Raw genomic sequence first — 19,197 nt, forward strand, 5'->3', positions numbered from 1 at the left:
TGATTTTAGGAAGGGCGCGAAACGTTTAGGGGCGAGTGACGGCGGAGGTAGGAACTTCGCTGGCGACGGTGATTGCGGTTGAAGCGGTGCCGGTGCCGCGGAGATCGATGGTGGAGGAGCGGCTGCCTTTCACGGTGACGAGTGCGCCGTCGTTATTCTTTAGAGAAACGGAGCGGGTTTCGATTTTAGCAGAATCACGGATGGCGAGGGCGGGGCCTTTTTCGACGAGGACTTGGACGTCGTTGAAGGAGACGTTGGCGGCGTCGGCGATGAAGATGCCGGAGCGGGCGGAGAGGCGGACGTTTTCGAGGCGGACATTTTCCACGGGCATTTCGGGAAGGCCGCGGATGAGGGCGGCGCGCTCGGCGTCGAGGGAGACGAGGTCGCGGATGAGGATGTTGCGGAAGGCGGGCGTTTCCTCGGTGACGGGGTTGGCGGCGAGGAGCGGGCTGTTGACGGAGGCGGGATCGGCTTCGTCGGGGGCTTTGGTGCCGTAAAAGAGATCGAAGAGCAGGGCTTCGCCGGGGATGTTGGTCATGCGGACGCGTTCGATCAGGATGTCTTCGACCACGCCGCCGCGGCCGCGGGTACTCTTGAAGCGGAGGCCGACGTCGGTGCCGATGAAGGTGACATCCGTGACGTGGATACGGCGGACGCCTCCGGACATCTCGCTGCCGACGACGAAACCGCCGTGGCCGTGGTAGACGATGCAATGGCGGACGATGACGTTTTCCGTGGGACGACCGCGTGCGCGGCCCTCGGCGTCGCGGCCGGATTTGAGGCAGATGGCGTCGTCACCGACATCGAAGGAGCTGTTTTCGACGATGACGTTGGAGCAGGATTCGAGGTCGAGGCCGTCGCCGTTTTGCGCGAACCACGGGTTGCGGATGGTGACGTTGCGGACGATGAGCTGGTCGCACATGAGCGGGTGGACGCACCAGCCAGGGGAGTTTTGAAAGGTCGGGCCATCGAGGAGTATGTGTTTGCAGTTGGTGAGGCTGACTAGGACGGGACGGAGCGAGTCGCGGGTGCGCTGGAGGAACTCGGGCGAGCGTTCGCCGCGGTGTTCGTTGCCGTCGCGGATGTCGGCGGAGGGATACCAGATGTCTTTGTTCGCGTTGAGCGCGCCGCCGGAAGCAACGAGTTCGCTCCACTGGCCGGCGGTCATTTTCATTTTCTTCACGGGACGCCAGGCCTGGCCGGCGCCGTCGAAGACGCCTTTGCCGATGATGGCGATGTGCTCGAGATCGCGGCCGGAGATGGGCGGCTGGCAGCGGAGCTGGGCGCGGCCTTCGAAGCTGGTCTCGATGAGCGGGTAGTCGGCACGGTTGTCGCTGAATTGAACGAGCGCGCCGTCTTCGACGTGGAGCTCGATGCGGCTTTGAAGGACGATGGGGCCGGTGCGCCAGAGGCCGGCGGGGATGACGACGCGGCCACCGCCTTTGGCTGCGACGGAGGCGATGGCGCGGTTGATGGCGTCGGTGTTGAGGGAGTGTCCATCGGAGATGGCGCCGAAGTCGGTGATGCGGACGGTGTGCTGCGGTATGGACGGAGCGGTGACGGCGGGGAGCGTGGCGGGGTCGAACGTATTTGCCGCGAAGGTGGCCGTGGACGCGGAGAATAAAATGAACGCGGTGGCAAGAAGGCTGGAGAGCGGGCGGAGAGGTTTCATGAAGAGGTGGGCGGGGATTTGGTCGAGGGGTGTGAGCGAAAGACGCTAGGAGCGGGGAATAGTTTCGGGATGAAAAGGTGGCTTTGGGCGGCATCGTTGATTAGCGCCGTGAACTGATGACGCTAAAACGGAGTTCTGGACGGTCGGTGCGCGGTGAGAAGCGCGGTGTGGCGAAAGTATTTTTGATCGCGAACCTGATCGTGTGGGGAGTGATTGGTGGCTGGTATTTGTTTCAGGCGCCGGAGCGGAAAGAGGAAGTGTCGCGGCTGGTGGGCAACTGGGTTGAGGGGCGCAAGAACGTGACGGCGTTCGAAGTGGCGTGGGATCTCTGGCAGATTTACGGGAGCGATGATTTCGTGGCGGGCGGGCGCGGGACGGTGAGTGGAAATAGGTCGGAGATGCAGACACTCGTGTATGGCGGGGCGTTGCCGGGGAGTCAGCGCAAGGTGGTGCGGGTTCTGGCGAATGAGGGCTATGTGGTCGGGTATAGCGAGGCGCTGGGGAATCCGTTGTGGGCGGCGTACCGGAGTTTCGATGTGAAGTCGCTCGATGCGCCGAAGCGGCCGGAGAATTTCCGGGTGGATGAGCGGACGGTAGCGCGGGTGGAGCCGGGGGATTATTCGCGGAGCGGATACGACCGGGGGCATCTGGCACCGAACTATGCGATCGCGACGCGTTACGGACGGGTGGCGCAGGAGGAGACGTTTTTGATGTCGAACATCACGCCGCAGAAGCACGCGCTCAACGCGGGGGCGTGGCGGCGGTTGGAGGAGAGAATCGCGACGAGTTATGCGGCGCGGTTTGGCGAAGTGTGGGTGATGGCGGGGCCGGTTTTCGGCGCGAAACTGGAGCGGCTGGCGCGGAAGGTGGCGGTGCCGGAGGCGTTTTTTATGATCGTGGTGGACGAGAGCGAAGGACGGGTGAGGGCACAGGCGTTTTTGTTTCCGCAAGAAGCGGAGGAAGGCGATGAACTAGGAAAGTATCTGGTGAGCATCGACGAGATCGAGGCACGGACGGGGCTGGATTTTTTGAGTGTGCTGCCGGATGAGGCGGAGGCGGCGTTGGAGGCGAAGCGGGTGACACGGGTGTGGTGAGCGGGGCGCGGCGCGCAAAGGCATGGACGACACGGAGGTCGTCTCTCCATTAAGAGTCGGAGAAGAACTGTTGTGTGGATGTGTGTCGGCTTGCGTGGCGGGCGCAGGCGGGTTTTTTGTCTGAGCCCCCATGATTTCGCTGCTCGAAGGCAAAGGTACCGGTGCCAAGAAACCGGCGGAGAAAGTTTTTACGCTGCGGTTGACCGTGGCCGGTTGCACGCCGCGGGTGTGGCGGAGGCTGGTGGTGCGCGAGACGATGTGGCTGAGCAGGCTGCACGACTCGATCCAGGTGGCGTTTGAGTGGTTCGATTATCAGACGCATTTGTTCACGCTGGATGAGCAGCGGTTTGGGAATCCTTTTCGCAAGGACGAGGTGGTGATCGAGGATGATCGCGATGTGTCGCTGGCCGATCTCGATCTCGGATCGCGCGACAAGATGGCCTACCAGTATCATTTCGGTGAGGGCTGGGAGGTGGAGATACGCGTGGAGAAGGTGGGCACGGTGGAGAAGGGTGTGACTTATCCGGTTTGCACGGGCGGAGAGCGGGCGGGGCCGCCGGAGGATTGTGGCGGGCTGGATGCGTTTCACGACATGCTGGCGTGCATCAAGGAGCCCAATACGGATCTGGGGCGCGAGTGGCTGGAGTGGCTGGGACCGGTTTACGATCCGGAGGTTTGCGACGTGGAGAAGATCAACAAGGCGTTTAAGAAGCTTGGAAAGTGAGCGGCGAGCGGTGCGCTCGCCGCAATGACCAATGACCAGAGGCTAAGGCTGGGAGAGCAGCCGAGAGGTGTAAGGTATTGGTTGTGAGGATGCGGATTTTGGAGGGGCGTCAAAAAGGTGTATGAGGTGCAAACCTCAGGAGGGAAAATTTGACTGGGGCGGACAGGTGGCCGATACAGGGGGCGTTCTTTTGATAGTCGTCCGTGGTTAGCCAGGAGGGTTTGAGCGGGTAATCCGCGATGAGCCTTCCGTCTAAACATGAACGACAAGATCAGATACATCCACATTGGGCTTCCTAGTGGGCTGACCGGCATGCCGGTTGCCTATTCGTTTGTCGGTGCTGAACGCGCAGAAGGGTCTGCGCGCGAGGTCCACACGCGTGACACTCAGGGCGCTCAAGGTGAAGAAGCGGACCGCAGCTTGGCCAATCGTTCGATGGCGTCTTTTTCCAAAGGCGTGCGTCGGGTGGCTGAAATCGTGGTGCGTGGCAGAGTTGTCGAAATTGGTTTCGCGCAACCGCTCGCTTAAGCAGTAACTCAGTCAACTACACCGGGGTGATGATGAAAATCGTCACCCCGGTTTTCTTTTAGGGGAGAGGAATAGGGCGGATAGGTCCTATGGGACGAATGGGACTTACGAACTAGCCGTGAAGGGCGTCGGTGTCTGCTGGTGGAGGGAGCAGCGGATGAGGGCGGCTTGGAGATCTTCGGGGCGGGTGGGTTTGCTGATGTAGTCGTCCATGCCGGCCTCGAGGCAGCGTTCGCGGTCGCCCTGCATGGCGTTCGCGGTCATCGCGATGATGCGGATGGCGGCGGTGGCGGGATTGAGGCGGATGCGGCGGGTGGTTTGGTAACCGTCGAGTTCGGGCATCTGGCCGTCCATGAAGATGACGTCGTAGGTGGAGGTTTCGAGAGCTTTGAGGACTTCGAGGCCGTTGCCGGCGATCTCGACAGTGTGGCCGAGGTTCTTGAGTTGGAGGGAGGCGACGCGCTGGTTGACGATGTTATCCTCGGCGACGAGGACGCGGAGGGCGCGGCCGGTGGGTGTGACGCGGGGGGCGGGGTCTTCGGCGGGTGGGTTGGAGCGCGAGGGGAGATTGCTGCCGCCGGAGTTGGTGCCGAAGCCGATGCGGACACAGCGGAGAAGCGCGCCGAGGAGATCTTGCTGGCGGATGGGTTTCACCAGCATGCGGATGACGCCGCAGGTGGTGAGCTCTTCGCGGCTGAAGCGGCGGTCCCACGAGGTTAGGAGGACGACGCGCGAGCCGGAGAGTTTGGTGTCGTTCATGATCTCGTGGGCGAGCATGAGGCCATCCATCTCGGGCATTTGATAATCGGTGAGGACGAGTTGGAAGGGGTCGCCGGTGGTGGCGGCTTCGCGGAGGGAGACGAGGGCGGCGGCGGCGCTGGTGACGGGTTCGCCGCGGACGCCCCAGGAGACGCAGTAGTGCTGGAGGATTTTGCGGTTGGTGGCGTTGTCGTCGACGATGAGCGCGCGGAGGCCGGAGAGGGCGGTGACGCGGGGCGGTTGTTCGCGGGGGCCGCCGTAGGGTTGTTTGTCGAGGCGGGCGGTGAACCAGAAAGTCGCGCCGTGGCCGGGAGAGCTGCGGACGCCGATCTGGCCTTCCATGAGGTGGACGATCTGTTTGGAGATCGCGAGGCCGAGGCCGGTGCCGCCGAATTTGCGGGTGGTGGAGCCATCGGCCTGGCTGAAGGGCTGGAAGAGGCGGGCCTGGGTCTCGGCATCGAGGCCGGGGCCGGTGTCGGTGACTTCGAAGTGGAGACGGACGTCGTCGTCGGTCTCGCGTTCGAGGGCGACGGCGATGACGACCTCGCCCTTTTCGGTGAACTTGATGGCGTTGCCGATGAGATTGATGAGGACCTGGCGGAGGCGGCCGGGGTCGCCGCGTATCCAGCGGGGTAGTTCGGATGGAAGGTAGGAGGCGAGCTCGATGCCTTTGTCGGAGGCGCGGGAGGCGAGGAGTTCGAGGGTGGATTCGACGGTTTCGTTGAGGTCGAAGTCGATCGTTTCGAACTGGAGTTTGCCGGCCTCGATCTTGGAGAAGTCGAGGATGTCGTTGAGGACGGTGAGGAGGGATTCGGCGGAGTTGCGGATGGTCTCGGCGAAATCGCGTTGCTCGTCGGAGAGGCGGGTGTCGAGGAGGAGATTGCTCATGCCGATGACGCCGTTCATGGGCGTGCGGATTTCATGAGACATGTTGGCGAGGAAGGCGGATTTGGCGCGGGTGTTGGCTTCGGCGGCGTCGCGGGCGCGGAGGAGTTCTTCCTCGATCTGTTTGCGTTCGGAGATGTCGCGGGCGACGCCGAGGAGTCCATGGGACTGGTCGGGCTGGCGGGTGGCGCGGGCGCAAATCTCGACCCAGATGATGCGGCCGTCGGCGGTTTTGAAACGTGTCTGGAAGGTGACGGCGGGGTCGAATTCCGAGCGCAGATTGAAAAGCGTGAGAGCGTCAGAGGCTGCATCGGGAGCGAGGAATTCCGTGAAGGGGCGGCCCAGGGCTTTGTCGCGAGGGAGGCCGGTCATGCGCTGGCCGGCGGGGTTGAACGAGGTGATGCGGCCATCGTGGTCGAGCGTGAAGATGAAGTCGGAGGCGTTGTCGATGATGTTGCGGTGGCGGGCTTCGAGGAGGGCTTCTTTTTCGAGCTGATCGCGGAGTTGGGCGGTCTGTTGTTTGACGCGGCGGCGGAGGATGGTGACCCAGCCGATGACGCCGAGGACGCAGGTGAAGAGGAGGGCGGCGGCGTAGAGGGCGCGGCGGGTGGTCCACCAGGACGGAGTGCCGAGGATTTCGATGTCGGGTTCTGAGCGCAGGAGAAGGTGGAAGCCGCGGGCCTGGCGGTATTCGTCGAGCTCGACCTGATAGACGGCAGTGAGGCGGAGTTCGGAGCCGAGGGGCGGGAGGTCGAGGAGGGCGTTGTCGAGGGCGGCTTCGAAGACGCCCAGGTCTGTCTGTAAAAGGAAATGAGCGGATGAGCCGCGGCGACTGGCTTCGAGGAGACGGCCTTCGATGCGGACGAGGAGGCCGTCGAGGTTTTCGTCGGCGGTGCGGCCGGGGGCGAGGTCGATGGGCGTTATTTTCGCGGTGTCGCCGGTGCGCCGATACATGGCTTCGCGGATGACGAGGCGGTTGCCCTCGCGGCCGGGGAGACCGGTGAGCTCGATGCGTTCGCCGGGTTTGAGAGGTTCGGTGCCGCGGGAGAGTGCGAGGAGGCCGGCGGCGCCATCCTGAATGTAGATGTAGCGGCCGGGGACGTGGTGGACGACCTGGCCGGAGACGCGGAAGCGGCGGCTGAGTGATTGGAGGGGGTTGAACTGGCGGAGGCTGACGATGGTGCGTTCGGGGACGGAGAAGGGATCGGCGGGGGCGGGTTCCTCGACTTGAACAGCGTCTTGATTGGGGGCGAGGAGGATGACGCCGGTGAGTTCGCGGCGCTCGTTGGCCTCGGGGACGCAGACGCCGGTGACGCGGACGCTGGCGCCGATGAGGCGGGAGAGTTCTTCGAAGCGGGGTAGTTGAACGGTGAATTCGCCGGAGCCGGCGGTGAGGGAAAGGCGGGTCCAGATGCCATCGTGAGCGGCGGCACGGAGATAGCCGCGCATTTCCACCCACTGGCTGGCCTCGGTGCCGGTCATGGCCTGGTCGAGCGTGATGGTGCGGGCGGTGGGAATGCTGGTGCGACCTAGCTGGCTAAATTTATGAGCGATGACTTCGGGGGCGAAGGTGCCGGGTGCGGTGACGCCTTCGACCTCGACGAGGCCGTAGATCATGTCGCGGTTGGGACGCTGGTTGACGGGCATCTCGACGCGAATGCCGCTGCTGGCGTCCTGGATGTAGACGTAATTGGTGCTGCCACGGACCCAGGTCACGACGCCGGTGAGTTTGACGGGGAGGGATTTGGCGGCGTCTTCGGGGCGGAGTTCGAGGACCTGCTCGGCGAGACGGAGAGTCGTGGTGTCGTCGTTATCGGTGGTGGGGCCGCTGACACGGAAGAAGCCGTCGCGGAGGGTCCACTCGGTGCCGCGGATGGAGGGGGAGCCGACGGCGTCGACGAATTCGCCGATGCGGACGGGGCGGGTCTGGCTGGTGAGGACTTTGACCTGTCCAGTGCGGTCGCGGACGGAGATGGATTTTCCCGGTTCGGAGGCGTGGACGGTGCCGGAGATGCGGATGGGCTCTTCGGAGCGGAGCCAGGGGAGTTGCTCGATGGAGGTGCGGGGAAGTTCGAGACGGGAGTCTGGGCGGGCGGGTCCGAGGGATTGGATGCCGGAGGTGCCGTCGATCCAGATGTCGAGCTGGGCGAGCTGGCCCTGCTGGGTGGTTTTGCCGATGTAGACGCCCTGGATGGCGATGCGGGTATCTTGAAGATCGGGGACGGTGGGGCCGCTGCCGAGGTAGACTCGGCCTTGAACGATGGTGTTACCCGAGAGGATTTCGATGACGTGGTGGCGGGCGTCGGTGTTGGACTGGCGCTGGACGTGGCCCTCGATGCGGACGACCTGGTTTTGGAGGCGGAGGGTGTCGCCGAGGATGTCGGTGGCCTCGATCGGTGAAGTGTGGGGCGGCGGGGGGAGCGCGGAGATGCGTGTTTCGACGAGAGAGAGTCCGATGGAGGGGGCCATCTGGCCTTCGACGAGGTAGCGCTGACCTGCTTTGATCGGGAGGAGATTGGGACCGGAGGAGAAGTAGTAGCCCTGGCCCTGGGTGCGGCCCCAGACCATGCGCCATTCGGGGTCGTAGAAATCGACGTCGAGCTCGAAGCGGACGGGGTGTTTTTGATCACGGTCGGCGCCGCTGATGCGCCAGAATTCGGCGAGGTCGGTGATGGTCTGGTATGGCGTGGAGGCAGGCGTCTGCTCTTGGCCGGAAATGTGGGCGCAACCAAGCAGCAGGGCGGCTGCGAGAAATGCGGAGCGCGACCATCGCGGGGAGGGCCCGGATGACGAGAGAAGAGTACGTAACATGGATGCCTGAAGCGCGGCTGGGTGAGCCGGGCATCCTTTATATCGGCTTGCCGGGGGGCGGGCTTGAGCAGGGAAACGGGGGGCGGCTCAGGCCTGAAGGGCGGCGATTTTTTCGCGCAAGTGTGTGGAGCGCAGCTTGGACTCGCTGTTTCGCACCGCCATGGCGTAGGCGGCGGGTTCGCCGACGAGGAAGACCTTCTTTTTGCCGCGGGTGATGGCGGTGTAGAGGAGGTTTCGCTGGAGCATCATGAAGTGCGCTTTTAGCAGCGGGACGATGACAACGGGGTATTCGGAGCCCTGGGATTTGTGGATGCTGATGGCGTAGGCGAGGGCGAGGCTGCCCATCTCGCCGCGGTCGAAGGTCTGGACCTCGCCGTCGAAGTCGGCGGTGAGGGTGGCGGCGTTGGCATCGATTTCGGTGATGGAGCCGATGTCGCCGTTGAAGAGGTTTTTGTCGTAGTTGTTGCGCAGCTGGATGACTTTGTCGCGCGGGCGGAATTCGCCGGACGGGCCGCGAATGCCTTTGGCGTGGGCGTTGAGCGCGGCCTGGAGCTGGACGTTGAAATTGCCGACGCCGGCGGTGCCTTTGTGCATCGGAGCGAGGACCTGGACGTCGCGGCGAGTATCGAACCAATCGTAGTGGCGCGGGATGAACTCGGTGCAGAGCGCGATGGTTTTCGCGAGGCAGTCCTCGGCGGAATCGGCGATGACGAAGGTGAGATCGCTCCACGCCTGGATGGAGGGGATGTCGGGCGTGCTTGGCGGGAGGCTGGGATCGCCGGCGTTGATGGCGTGGGCGGTGGTGACGATCTGGCTCTGGCCTTTTTGACGGTAGATGACGTTCAGCCGAGTTACCGGAAGCTGGATAACGGCATCGGGCGACGTGGCCGAGGCGATGAGGTCTTTGAGGACGTTGCCGGCGCCGACGGAGGGGAGTTGGTCGGTGTCGCCGACGAGGAGGAGGTGCGCGCGGGACGGGATCGCCTGGAAGAGCGAGGCGGCGAGGCGGGTGTCGAGCATCGAGGCTTCGTCGACGACGAGGAAGTCGGTGGCGAGCGGGGTGGAGTCGTTGGCGCTGAAGCCGCCTTTGGCGGGATCGTATTTGAGGAGGCGGTGAATGGTGGAGGCGAAGCCGCCGGTGGTTTCGGAGAGGCGTTGGGCGGCGCGGCCGGTGGGTGCGGCGAGGTGGATGCGGACTTTTTTCGCGCGGAGAATATCGACGAGCGCGCGGAGGATGGTGGTTTTGCCGGTGCCCGGACCGCCGGTGAGGATGGAGACTTTGTGCGTGAGGGCGTGGCGGAGCGCGGCACGTTGCTGATCGGCGAATTCGAAGCCGGCTTTTTTCTCGGCCCACTCGACGGCGGCGTCGGTTTTGATGGGCGGGAGTCCACTGACGACTTTGGTGAGACGGACGATGGCGGAGGCGATTTTTTGTTCAGCGCGGTCGTTGTGCGGGAGCTGGATTAACGCGGAGCCGGGGAGGGGATTTTCGATGCCTGCGGGCGCGTGGGAGACGAGGTGTTTCTGTTCGACGAGGGAGGCAATGCGGGCGGTGATGCGGTCGGTAGAGGTTTCGAGGAGGCCGGTGGCGTGGGCGGTGAGATCGGCTTCGCGGAGGGCGGTGTGGCCTTCCTCTTGCAGCGTCTCCATCGAGAAGAGGAGGCCGGCGTCGAGGCGCGGGGCGGCGTCGTTGGCGTAGCCGAGGTTGATGGCGATTTTGTCGGCGGTCTTGAAGCCGATGCCGTCGATCTCGCGGGCGACGCGGTAGGGGTCTTCGAGGAGGATTTTTTTGGCTTCGTGGCCGTAACGCTGAACGAGCTTCACACATTGCGAAGTCGTGACGCCGTAGGTCTGGAGGAAGATGTGGATCTCGCGGAGGGCCCGCTGGTCGTCCCAGGCTTTTTTGATGGCGGAGGCGCGGACTTTGCCGATGCCGGGAACGCCGCGGAGTTTGGCGGATTCTTCGCTGAGGATGCGGAGGGTGTCGGTGCCGAAGGCGTCGACGATCTTGTTGGCGTAAACCTTGCCGATGCCGGGGACGAGGCCGGAGCCGAGGTATTTGCGAATCCCGTACACGCTGGACGGGAGCTCGGCTTTGAAGGACTCAACTTTGAACTGGTCGCCGTGCTGGGCGTGCTTGGTCCAGGTGCCTCGGAGGTGGAGCGTTTCGCCGCATTGGGCGCCGGGGAGGGCGCCGGTGATGGTGATCTTGTCCGAGGCGGCGTCGGCGCGGAACTCGGCGATGGTGTAGTGGTTCTCCTCGTTGAGAAAGATGATGCGCTCAAGGACGCCGGTGAGCGTGTCGGTCGGTTGGGAGGAAGTGGCCACGCGGTGAAAGCTGAGGCGTAAGTGAGCGATGCCAAGGGGCAAGCGGGAAGGAATCTCTGGACGTGGGCGCAAAAAGTCCGGCCGCGGTAAGGCGGCCGGATTTGGAGTAAACATGATGATGTTTAAGCGGCGGCTCAGAAGCTTTCGACGGCGCCGATGTCGGTGCCGCTCGGGGTGCCGCCGTTGACGAGGTCGGAGCCGGAGACGAGTTTGGCGAAGTTGCCGAGGTTGATGCTGCCGTCGGAATTTCGCGTGAAGCCGCCGGAGGGCGGGGTGAGCGTCTGGAAGTCGGCGGCGGAGATGACCTTGGTGCCGCCGTTGTTGTTACTGACGTTATTTTTCCAGAACAGGTTGGTCGTGCCGGTGAGGGTGCCGTTGGTTGTGTCGGACTGGCCGGAGTTGTAGGAGGCGTTGTTGGTGAACGTGGCGGTGCTGCCGGTGCGCCAGTTGAAGTTGGTCTCGGTGTTGTTGAACGACGTGTTGTTGAGGACGGTCATGGCGCCCTGATTGTTGTTGTCGGTGAAGCCGTGCTGGCCGTTGCCGAAGGCGATGCAGCGGCGGATCGTGTGCGCGACATCCACGCCGGAGCCGCCGAGCTTGAAGCCGTTTTTGTCGCCGCTGCCGGAGGTGCCGCCGTTGGTGAGGACGCCGTTGTTGTAGGCGATGCAGTTCTCGATGAGGACGGTGCCGATGGCGCCGGTGTCGGTGTTGGCGTAGAGGTCCCAGCCGTCGTCGATGTTGTTGTGCGCGATGCAGCCGCGGAAGACATTGCCCGGGCCGGAGGTGAGTTTGCAGGCGAAGCCGTCGGCGTTTTCGGCGCCGGGGTCGGCGTTGTCGAAGGCGGTGCAGTTGAGGATGAGGTTATTCGACGGCCAGTCGGCGATGTTGGCGAGGGTGCTGGCGCGGCGGGAGATCTGGAGGCCGGAGTCGCGGTTGTTTTTGAAGGTGCAGAGCTCGATGGTGTTGTTGTTGCCGCCGATCAACATGCCGTTGTCGCCGGCACCCTGGATGGTGACGCCGCGGAAGTGCCAGTAGTTGCCGAAGAGGTGGATGCCGCGGTTGGCGTCGCCGGTCGCCTGTGCCGAGAAGTTCAATACGGGGACTTCGGACTGGTAGGCGAAGATGCGCTTCGGGTTGGCGGAGGTGCCGTTGTTGCCGAAGGCGATGGCGACGGTGGCGGAGAGGTTGTACGTGCCTCCGCGCAGGTAGATCGTGTCGCCGGGGACGGCTTCGGCGATGGCGGCGGTGAGCGTGGTCGGTGCGGAGATCGTGCCGGGGTTGGCGTCGGTGCCAGTCGGAGAGACGTAGATGACGCCGGCGGTGGAGCCGGTGTTTACGGTGAGGACGGCGTTGTTGCTCGTGGCGGTGCCGACGGAGTTGGTGACGACGACGGAGTAATTACCGGCGGCGGCAGTCTGGGCGTTGCTCAGGCTGTAGGAGGAGCCGGTGGCGCCGGAGATGTTGGAACCGTTGAAGCGCCACTGGTAAGTGAGCGTGGCGGTGCCGGATGCGGTGACGGAGAATGTGGCGGAGCCGCCGACGTTGATGGTCTGGCTGGCGGGCTGCGTGGTGATCGACGGAGCGGTGGCGGTGGAACTGATGGTGAGCGTGGCGTTGTTGCTCGTGGCGGAGCCGGCGGAGTTGGAAACGACGACTGAGTAGCTGCCGGCGTTGGCAGATTGGGCGTTGGATAGCGTGTACGAAGCGCTGGTGGCACCTGAGATGGCGGAGCCGTTGAAGCGCCATTGGTAGGAGAGTGGAGCAGTGCCGCTGGCGGCGACGGAGAGGGTCGCGCTGGCGCCGGTGGTCACGGTCTGGCTGGAGGGTTGAGTGGTGATCGCGGGGGCGACGACGGTGGTGCCGCCGGAAGAGGGAGTCAGCACGGCGACGGAGAGCGCGAGCTGGCTGGAGCTGGAGGCGGTCCAGCTTGTGGATACGGTGCCGGTGGCGGGCGAGGCGGTGGAGCCGGCGCCGCCGGAGTTGGACTGACCGAGGCCCCAGCGTTTTATTTGCGTAGAGCCTGCGGTCAGCGTGGCGTTGCTCGCGCCGCTGTTGGCGACGGAGACGAGCCAGGAGCCGGCGGTGGCGACGGCGATGTTGGCCGAGATCGTGTTGCCGGAAGTGGTGGAGTTAATGGCAGCGACGGACGGGGCGCTTTGAGTGACGCCGGCGAGCGAGGTGGAGCCGGCGCTGATGCCGTTCACCGCGCCGCCCCAGGTGACGGAGATCGTGTTGGTGCCGGAAGCGGGGTTGAGGAGGTAGAAGAGTTGCGTGCGATCGTAGGTGCTGGAGCCGGCGGTGGCCGTGGAGTTGGCCACCGCAGTGAGCGCGACGCCGCCGTAGGTGATGGCGGAGACGTTGAGGACGGAGGTGCTGGTGTCTTCGGTGGCGAGGCCGACGATCAGGATGCGATCGGTGCCGGAGCCGGTGGTGTGAGACCAGGAGGTGTTGGAGCCGTTGGTGGCGGCTTTGCTGGCGACGGCATCGAAGGTGATGGCGGCGGAGGTGGAAACGGCGAAGGCCGTGCAGACAAACGAGGCGAGGAGAGCGCGAACGCTCTTCGCCATGAAACGAGTGAGTTTCAGGGTGTTCATGTTGGGGTATTATTTGGGGGTTTATTCAGTCCGGAGATAATTGGGGTATCCGGACGGAAAGCATGCAGACGCGCCGTGGGTGACGGTGCGTGGTGAGAAAGCGAGTATCAGGTGAGGGCAGGCCGTCGTCGTGAAACGAAGGGGTAACCGGTCCGCCGTGGGGTAAGGGAGAAAAGGTGAGAATGAAGGCGGAAGGCAAAGTCAGTTTTTGGAATGACTCGGGGTTTCCGCCGGCCGGGGTGGGCGGGTGCTTGGTACGCGATTCGGGTGATTGGTGCCGTGGTTGTCGGAGAGTTTTTCGGGTGAGCAACGGGATTGCACCGAAGTGGCGCGCTGATTTTGTCGGCGACATGTTCGCCATCCCCGCCGATCTGAACGAAATCCTGCCGCTGATTCAGCTTTCGATTTCACCCGTGATTTTGATTTCAGGTCTGGGAGCGCTGGTGATCTCGATGACGAACCGCATGGGACGCATTGTGGATCGTTCGCGCGCGCTGGCGGCTCTGGTGCGGCAGGCGAAAGGGGCGGAGCGCACGCACATCGAGCATCAGCTGGAGATCATGTTCCGGCGGGCGCGGCTTATGCGGCTGTCGATGACGTTGGTGATCACGAGCATCTTTACGTCGGGCTCGTTGATCATGCTGTTGTTTGTCGGGCAGGTGCTGGCGGTGAAAGTGGCCAATGCGGTGCTCGGGGTGTTTATTTTGAGTGTGGTATTAATGCTGGCCGGAATGGCGGCGTTTATCCGGGACGTGTATTTGTCGCTCAATGCGCTGAACATCGAGGTGACGCATGCGTTGGGGCACGAGGTTGATTGAGGACGTCGGAGTTTTGGACAGGATTAACAGGAGAGACAGGATTTCGGAGGGCGCGGATTTTTAACCGCAGAGGCGCGGAGAGCGCTGAGAAGTCGGAAGGCGGAGGACGGAGTTGGGGACAGGATTAAGAGGATGAACAGGATTCCGGCGGGGCCGATTTTTAACCACAGATAGCACAGATGCGGAAGGATGGGGACGGCGGAGGAGGGACGAACTTAAATGCGCGCGATAATTTCCAGGCCGAAGATGGCGCGGGCGAGGGACGTCATGTCGGGGTGGACGGAGTTGGCGCCGGCGTCGGTGAGTTCTTGCGCGGTGTGGGTGCCGGTGGTGACGCAGTGACAGGGGAAGCCGCCGTTGTGAGCGGCTTTGATGTCATAGGGCGAGTCGCCGATCATGCAGGTCGTCGCGGAGTCGGCGCCGAGCGTGAGGAGGGCGTGTTCGGTGAACTCGCGGTCGGGTTTGAACCACGGCGTATCCACGGCGCCAAACACGGCGTCGAGGAGATGGGTGACGCCGAGGTGGTCCATGAGCGTGCGGGCGGAGGGGCCGTGTTTGTTGGTGAAGACGGCGCAGCGGACGCCGCGGGCTTTGAGGGCTTCGAGGAGTTCGCGAGAGCCGGGGAGTAGGGCGACGCCGTGGAGCATGTTTTCGTTCCAGTAGGCGCGGTAGATGGGGACGGCTTTTTCGAGGAGGGCGGCGTTTTTTTCGCCGAGGATGCGACTGATGGCGACTTCGAGGCCACCGCCGACGGCGCGGTGAACCTGTTCCATGGTGGGCTCGGGGAGCCCGAGGGTGCGCATGGTGTGGACATGCGATTTGTGGATGGCGGCGAAGTGGTCGAGGAGAGTGCCATCGAGGTCGAAGAGGACGGTGTGGAAACGGTTCACGGGCGGAACAATGGGCGGTGGGGGGCGACTGAAAATGGCAAATTTAGAGGTTTTGCTTTCAGTGTCCGCCACTACAACCGAACCGATGCCGACCACGCTTGATGTCATTCCCGCCCACGCGAATACGCGTGAGGAAGCGGATGTGCTCGTGGTGGAGCTGGTGGGCAACTGGCGGATCACGGCGCGTCGGCCTGAGTGGCGCGAGCTCGTGGGGAAGCGTTTGCCGAAGGCGGTGCGGCTTGAAGTCGGAGCGGGGGCGAACTGGGACAGTTCTTTGCTGTTGTTGTGGGGAAGCGCGCAGCGCTGGTGCGATGAGAAGGGCGTGCGGCTCGATGGGAGCGCGTTGCCGGAGCAGGCGCGGCGGTTGATGGATCAGCTGGCGGTGACGAGCGTGACGGAGCCGCCGGGGGATTGCGCGCCGGGGTTGTTCATGGCGGTGGGTTTGTGCGTCGGCGAGCTGAAGCAGAAGACCAAGGACATCGCGCACTTCGTGGGTGAATGTACGTTGAGCGCGGTGGCGGTGGCGAAGCGGCCGCACAAGTTTCGCTGGGGCGATTGCGTGGCGGAGATGCAGCAATGCGGAGCGCTGGCGCTGCCGATTGTGGGGCTGATCAATTTTCTGGTCGGTGTGACGCTGGCGTACATCGGGGCCATCGTGCTGAGGCAGTATGGCGGGGATATTTATGTGGCGGATTTTGTGGGGCTCTCGATGGTGCGCGAGATGGCTGCGATGATGACGGGGATCGTGATGGCCGGACGGACGGGCGCGGCGTTTGCGGCGACGCTGGGCAACATGAAGGCGAACGAGGAGATCGATGCGATCGAGACGCTGGGGTTGAAGCCGATCGAGTTTCTGGTGCTGCCGCGGTTGCTGGCGCTGACGGTGATGATGCCGCTGCTGACGATGTACGCGAGCGCGCTGGGCATTCTGGGCGGTGTGGTGATCGCGAAGACTATCCTGTCGATCTCGCCGGCGGCGTACTGGGTGGAGACGCTGACGATCGTGGATATGTCGGACGTGATGACGGGCATTATCAAGGCGACGACCTTCGGGTTGATCGTGGGGCTGGCGGGGTGTTTGCGCGGATTGCAAGCGGAGCGGAACGCGGCGGGCGTGGGCAAGGCGGCGACCTCGGCGGTGGTGACCTCGATACTGCTGATCATCGTGGCGGACACGTTGTACGCGGCGGTATTCAATATTCTGGGATGGTGAACGCGTGATGAAGACTTCAACAAAACCAGCGGACGTGAACGCCATCGAAGTCGAAGGACTGGCGGGCGGCTATGATGGGAGGACGATCCTGCAAGACGTGAGCTTCACGGTGAAGCGCGGGGAGATTTTTTTCGTCATCGGCGGGAGCGGTTGCGGGAAGAGCACGCTGCTGCGGCATATGATCGGGCTGCATCAACCGACGGCGGGAAGCGTGAAGTATTTTGGCGAGGATTTCGGCGCGGCGGATGCGGCGCGGCGGCGGGAGTTGTTGAAGGGGTTCGGCGTACTTTATCAGAGCGGAGCGCTGTGGAGTTCGCTGACGTTGCGCGATAACGTGGCGCTGCCGCTGGTGGAGCACACGGATCTGAACCGGCGCGATCGCGAGGAAATCGTGGCGCTGAAACTGGCGCAGGTGGGGCTCACCGGGTACGAGGATCATTTCCCGTCGGAGATCAGCGGTGGCATGAAGAAGCGGGCAGGGCTGGCGCGGGCGCTGGCGCTCGATCCGGCGATCGTGTTTTTTGACGAGCCGTCGGCGGGGCTCGATCCGGTGACGTCGCGCAAGCTGGATGAACTGGTTCTCCAGATCCGCGAAATGCTGGGGACGACGCTGGTGATCGTGTCGCACGAACTGGATAGCATTTTCGGGATCGCGGATCGCGTGATCATGCTGGAGCGCGAGGCGAAGGGGATCATCGCGGAAGGGACGCCCAAGGAGCTGGCGGCGAAGAGCGACGATCCGCGGGTGCAGGAATTTTTGCACCGGGTGGCGCGCGCAGGCGCGAAGGCGTGAACGGGAATTATTTTGTCATGCGTTGCGAAGCTTTGAAACCGACTCTCTCATCAACCTGGCGCGCCATTCGCGCCGATCGATTGCTGACATGAAAACGAAAATGAATCCGGCCCTGGTGGGCGTGTTTGTGCTGGGCGCGCTGGCGCTGGGCGTGGCGGCGTTGCTGACGTTTGGCGGAGTGAGTTTTTTCTCCAAGCCGCAGCGGTTCGTCGTGTCGTTTGACGAGACGATCCACGGGCTGGATCTCGGGTCGCCGGTGAAGGTGCGGGGCGTGAGGGCGGGGCGGGTGGTGGATTTGAATGTCCACTACGACGCGAAGACGAATCTGTCGCGTGTGGTGGTCATCTGCGAGCTGACGCGGAAAGTCGTGGTGAACCATGATGGAGTGGAGATGGACCTTTCGAACCGGGCGCAGCTCGAGGAAATGGTGAAGCGGGGTTTGCGGGCCCAGCTGGGCGTGCAGGGGCTGGCGACGGGGCTTTTGTACGTGGAGCTGACGTTTGAGGATCCGGAGGTTTACCCGCTGGGCGAACTCGCGGCGGGCGGGCGTTTCCTGGAGGTGCCGAGCATCCCGTCGTCGATGGCCGAGGCGTACGCGAGCGCGATGCAGATCCTTTCGAATTTGAAGAAGATCGATTTCCCGGGGCTGGAAAAGGATGTGCGTGCCCTGTTGGTCGATACGCGGGCGAAGGTGAACACGATCGATCTAGCGGCGGTGACGGCGGAGTGGGCGAAGGCCGGGAAATCGGTGTCGGCGCTGACGGAGTCGCCAGAGATCCTGAAGACTTTTGCGAATCTGAATACGGCGATCGATGCGTTGAAGGTGACGATGGCGGGGCTCGACAAGCAGGTGGGGCCGGCGGGCGAGCAGCTGGCGGCGGTGCTGGAGCAGGCGAAGACGACGCTGAAGACTTTCGATGCGGCGGCGGCGAATGCGCGGAATTTCATCTCGGCGCAGAGCGGGCTGGGTGAGGAGGCGACGCGGACGTTGATGCAGCTCTCGGAGGCGGCGGGGGCGTTGCAGCGGCTGACGGAATTTTTGGAGCGGAATCCGAGCTCGTTGATTACGGGGCGGAAGGGGCCGCAGTGATGGGCTGCGACGTTTCTGAACTAGCGAGAAAATGAACGACTTCTATTTCTTAGGCATGTGGCTGAGCTTCGGGTTTGGCCTGTTTTTATTGGCAATGGCGGTTTATGCGATTGTCCAAGGCGGAATGCCTTATCGCGGCGCTCTCATCCTTTCCCTGAGTTCATTCGCGATTGCATGGTACTCCCGCAAACAGGCCAAAAGTTGAAAACAAAGCGCAGTTACGATGACACGGCTAGCCTCTGCGATTCGGAACTCGAGCCGCATTCGTTTCACGAAGAATCCTCTCAAATCTTTTATCCCGATGAATTCAAAAAATCCGCGTGAGCTTAATGGTGATGGTGCTGGCGTGGCGCGGTTGCGCCGGCGGTTTTTGCCGGCGTGGGCATTGATGGCGGTGGCGGCGACGGTGCTGGGCGGCTGCCAGTTGCTGCCGGTGGCGACGGCGGATGCGACGCGGTTCTTCGTGCTGACGGGGCCTACGGCGAGCGGGCTTTCGGTGGCGCACACCGGGGGGCGTTTGCAGATTGGACTGAGAGCGGTGGAGATGCCGGCGTATCTGCGCTCGACGAAGAGCATGGTGGTGCGCGATGGGGCGAACGAGATCCGCTACCAGGATTATGCGCGTTGGGCGGAGCCGCTGGAGGCGGGCGTGCTGCGGATTTTGAAGGAGCAGTTACTGGCGTCGCCTGTGGTCCGGGGAGTGGATGCGCATCCGATGCGTGGAGACGTGGCGCGGGATTACGATGTGTCGGTGCGGATCATCCGGTGCGAAGGCGCGGCGGGGAGCGATGATGTGGCGCGGTTCTCGGCGTCGTACGAGATCGTGGCGGCGGATGGCAGTGGGAAGGTGCTGGCGAGCCGGACGTTCAGCGCGCCGGAGACTGCGTGGAACGGGAAGGATTTTGGGGCGCTGGCGACGTTGCTGAGTGAGGGCGTGACGGCTCTGGGCGGGCAGATCGCGGGGGATTTGGCCAAGTGAGAGGCGCGGCGGGCGCAGG

The 19,197-nt window shown here is 63.5% G+C and carries 14 protein-coding genes; 9 read left to right on the forward strand and 5 right to left on the reverse strand.

Annotated elements, in window-relative coordinates; translation table 11 throughout:
• Positions 1-25: 25 nt before the first annotated feature.
• Positions 26-1,672 carry a glycoside hydrolase family 28 protein gene (locus CMV30_RS11610; protein WP_096056178.1) on the reverse strand — a complete coding sequence of 549 codons (1,647 nt, stop codon included), beginning with the start codon at positions 1,670-1,672 and terminating at the stop codon, positions 26-28.
• 116 nt (positions 1,673-1,788) lie between these two features.
• Between CMV30_RS11610 and CMV30_RS11615 the strand changes: the two genes are divergently transcribed.
• The 3 genes from CMV30_RS11615 (at position 1,789) to CMV30_RS11625 (ending at position 4,018) form a co-directional block, all read left to right on the forward strand.
• Complete coding sequence (locus CMV30_RS11615; RefSeq protein ID WP_096056179.1) at positions 1,789-2,766, forward strand: DNA/RNA non-specific endonuclease; 978 nt, start codon at positions 1,789-1,791, stop codon at positions 2,764-2,766.
• A 130-nt stretch (positions 2,767-2,896) separates the two neighbouring features.
• On the forward strand, positions 2,897-3,490 hold the full coding sequence (locus CMV30_RS11620) for a plasmid pRiA4b ORF-3 family protein (RefSeq protein ID WP_096056180.1): 594 nt from the start codon (positions 2,897-2,899) through the stop codon (positions 3,488-3,490).
• Between the two features lie 258 nt (positions 3,491-3,748).
• Positions 3,749-4,018 carry a hypothetical protein gene (locus CMV30_RS11625; protein WP_096056181.1) on the forward strand — a complete coding sequence of 90 codons (270 nt, stop codon included), beginning with the start codon at positions 3,749-3,751 and terminating at the stop codon, positions 4,016-4,018.
• Between the two features lie 105 nt (positions 4,019-4,123).
• On the opposite strand, the gene CMV30_RS11630 is transcribed toward CMV30_RS11625, so the two are convergent.
• The 3 genes from CMV30_RS11630 to CMV30_RS11640 form a co-directional block, all read right to left on the reverse strand.
• Positions 4,124-8,473, reverse strand: a complete 4,350-nt coding sequence (locus tag CMV30_RS11630; protein WP_096056182.1) for a hybrid sensor histidine kinase/response regulator — start codon at positions 8,471-8,473, stop codon at positions 4,124-4,126.
• Between the two features lie 87 nt (positions 8,474-8,560).
• Positions 8,561-10,801 carry an SF1B family DNA helicase RecD2 gene (recD2, locus tag CMV30_RS11635; protein WP_245844138.1) on the reverse strand — a complete coding sequence of 747 codons (2,241 nt, stop codon included), beginning with the start codon at positions 10,799-10,801 and terminating at the stop codon, positions 8,561-8,563.
• A gap of 134 nt (positions 10,802-10,935) precedes the next feature.
• Positions 10,936-13,395 carry a beta strand repeat-containing protein gene (locus CMV30_RS11640; RefSeq protein WP_096056184.1) on the reverse strand — a complete coding sequence of 820 codons (2,460 nt, stop codon included), beginning with the start codon at positions 13,393-13,395 and terminating at the stop codon, positions 10,936-10,938.
• A 350-nt stretch (positions 13,396-13,745) separates the two neighbouring features.
• On the opposite strand from CMV30_RS11640, the gene CMV30_RS11645 reads away from it, so the two are divergent.
• Positions 13,746-14,213 (forward strand): DUF2721 domain-containing protein, encoded by a 468-nt coding sequence (locus CMV30_RS11645; RefSeq protein ID WP_175414843.1) that lies wholly within the window; start codon positions 13,746-13,748, stop codon positions 14,211-14,213.
• Positions 14,214-14,428: 215 nt separating this feature from the next.
• Here CMV30_RS11645 and CMV30_RS11650 read toward each other — a convergent pair whose 3' ends face one another.
• Entirely contained in the window at positions 14,429-15,103 is a 675-nt protein-coding gene (locus CMV30_RS11650) for an HAD family hydrolase (RefSeq protein ID WP_245844144.1), read from the reverse strand.
• Positions 15,104-15,188: 85 nt separating this feature from the next.
• Here CMV30_RS11650 and CMV30_RS11655 point away from each other — a divergent pair, with 85 nt between their 5' ends.
• From CMV30_RS11655 to CMV30_RS11670, 5 genes are all read left to right on the forward strand, one after another.
• On the forward strand, positions 15,189-16,316 hold the full coding sequence (locus CMV30_RS11655; RefSeq protein WP_096057739.1) for an MlaE family ABC transporter permease: 1,128 nt from the start codon (positions 15,189-15,191) through the stop codon (positions 16,314-16,316).
• 7 nt (positions 16,317-16,323) lie between these two features.
• Positions 16,324-17,109 (forward strand): ABC transporter ATP-binding protein, encoded by a 786-nt coding sequence (locus CMV30_RS11660; protein WP_096056187.1) that lies wholly within the window; start codon positions 16,324-16,326, stop codon positions 17,107-17,109.
• A gap of 88 nt (positions 17,110-17,197) precedes the next feature.
• Complete coding sequence (locus CMV30_RS11665; protein WP_096056188.1) at positions 17,198-18,199, forward strand: MlaD family protein; 1,002 nt, start codon at positions 17,198-17,200, stop codon at positions 18,197-18,199.
• Between the two features lie 31 nt (positions 18,200-18,230).
• Positions 18,231-18,404 (forward strand): hypothetical protein, encoded by a 174-nt coding sequence (locus tag CMV30_RS19890; protein WP_175414844.1) that lies wholly within the window; start codon positions 18,231-18,233, stop codon positions 18,402-18,404.
• A 96-nt stretch (positions 18,405-18,500) separates the two neighbouring features.
• Positions 18,501-19,178 carry a PqiC family protein gene (locus tag CMV30_RS11670; RefSeq protein WP_175414845.1) on the forward strand — a complete coding sequence of 226 codons (678 nt, stop codon included), beginning with the start codon at positions 18,501-18,503 and terminating at the stop codon, positions 19,176-19,178.
• Positions 19,179-19,197 lie beyond the last annotated feature (19 nt).

The organism is Nibricoccus aquaticus, assembly GCF_002310495.1.
In the GTDB taxonomy this organism is placed as follows: Bacteria; Verrucomicrobiota; Verrucomicrobiia; order Opitutales; family Opitutaceae; genus Nibricoccus; species Nibricoccus aquaticus.